This is a genomic window from uncultured Campylobacter sp. (assembly GCF_937997595.1).
Taxonomy (GTDB): Bacteria; Campylobacterota; Campylobacteria; order Campylobacterales; family Campylobacteraceae; genus Campylobacter_B.
Genome location: NZ_CALKTS010000114.1, coordinates 1 through 1,258 on the forward strand (window position 1 = coordinate 1; position 1,258 = coordinate 1,258).

Annotated in this window: 2 protein-coding genes; both read left to right on the plus strand. The window is 41.3% G+C overall.

What is annotated here, in order from left to right:
* The coding region (locus tag Q0614_RS04000) for a MetQ/NlpA family ABC transporter substrate-binding protein (protein WP_298786705.1) at window positions 1–465 on the plus strand (465 nt) is incomplete at its 5' end.
* 114 nt (window positions 466–579) lie between these two features.
* Window positions 580–1,258, plus strand: a 679-nt coding sequence (locus tag Q0614_RS04005) for a peptidylprolyl isomerase (RefSeq protein WP_298786707.1), incomplete at its 3' end; no start/stop codon positions are given.

Sequence of the window (1,258 nt, forward strand, 5' to 3'; positions counted from 1 at the left end):
ATCTACAGTCATAAGATTAAAAATTTAAAAGATCTTAAAAACGGTGCCAAAGTTGCCGTGCCGAACGATCCGACTAACGAAAGCCGCGCACTTGATCTGCTCGTAGCCGCGGGGCTCATCGAAGTAGATCAAAACGCCAAGCTTCGCACGCCGCTGGACGTCACAAAAAATCCTAAAAATTTAGAAATTTTAGAGCTTGAAGGCGCCGCGCTTCCACGCACCCTGGGCGATGTAGATATTGCGGTTATCAACTCAAATTTTGCCTTTAACGCAAATTTAAACCCAATCAAGGATTCGCTATTTTTAGAAAAGGCTGAGGGCAACCCTTACACAAATGTCATCAGCGTTAAAGAAGGCAACGAAAACAGCCCTAAAATCAAGGCGCTAGATAAAGCGATTCAAAGCGAGAAAGTGAAAAAGTTTATCGAGACGCAATATAAAGGCGCAATCATTCCATCGTTTTAACTCCTCTCTTTTTAAAATTCGGCGCAGGATTCGCGCCGAATTTGCTGGCATTCGCTATTTTGTTTACTATCTTTTTTTATAATTGCGCGAAATTTACCGAATAAAGGAAAAATAATGAAAAGAATTTTATCTTTCAGCTTTGTTGCCGCTATGGCTATATCTTCGCTTAATGCAGGCGTTTTGGCTACTGCAAAAGACGCAAATATCACTATTACGGATGAGGATGTTGCACCGTTTTTGGCTCAAGGTATGCAGCACGGCGGACAGGAACCGACTGCCGATGAGAAGAAGAAACTAATCGATGATCTGATCAAATACAAACTTCTAATCGCAGAGGCGAAAAAATCAGGTATTGAAAACAGCGACGAATATAAACATCAGCTAGAGCTTGCTAAAGATGGCATCGCATTTAATCTATGGCAACGCGAACAGGCTAAAGACGTAAGCATCAGCGACGAGGAAGCTAAAAAAATTTACGATGAAAATAAACAGAATTTCATGCAACCAGATTCCGTTACCGCAAGTCATATCTTAGTAGCAGACGAAAAGGCTGCTAAAAACGCGATTGCGAAGCTATCAAAAGTCAAAAAAGAGAATTTAAAAGAGGAATTTAATAAGCTAGCCAAAGAAATTTCAATCGATCCAAGTGCGAAAGAAAACGGTGGCGATTTGGGCTCTTTTGGCAAAGGCATGATGGTGCCGGAGTTTGAAAAAGCAGCGTTTGCGCTAAAAGATGGTGAGATGAGCAAAACGCCGGTAAAGACGCAATTCGGATATCATGTAATCTACAAAG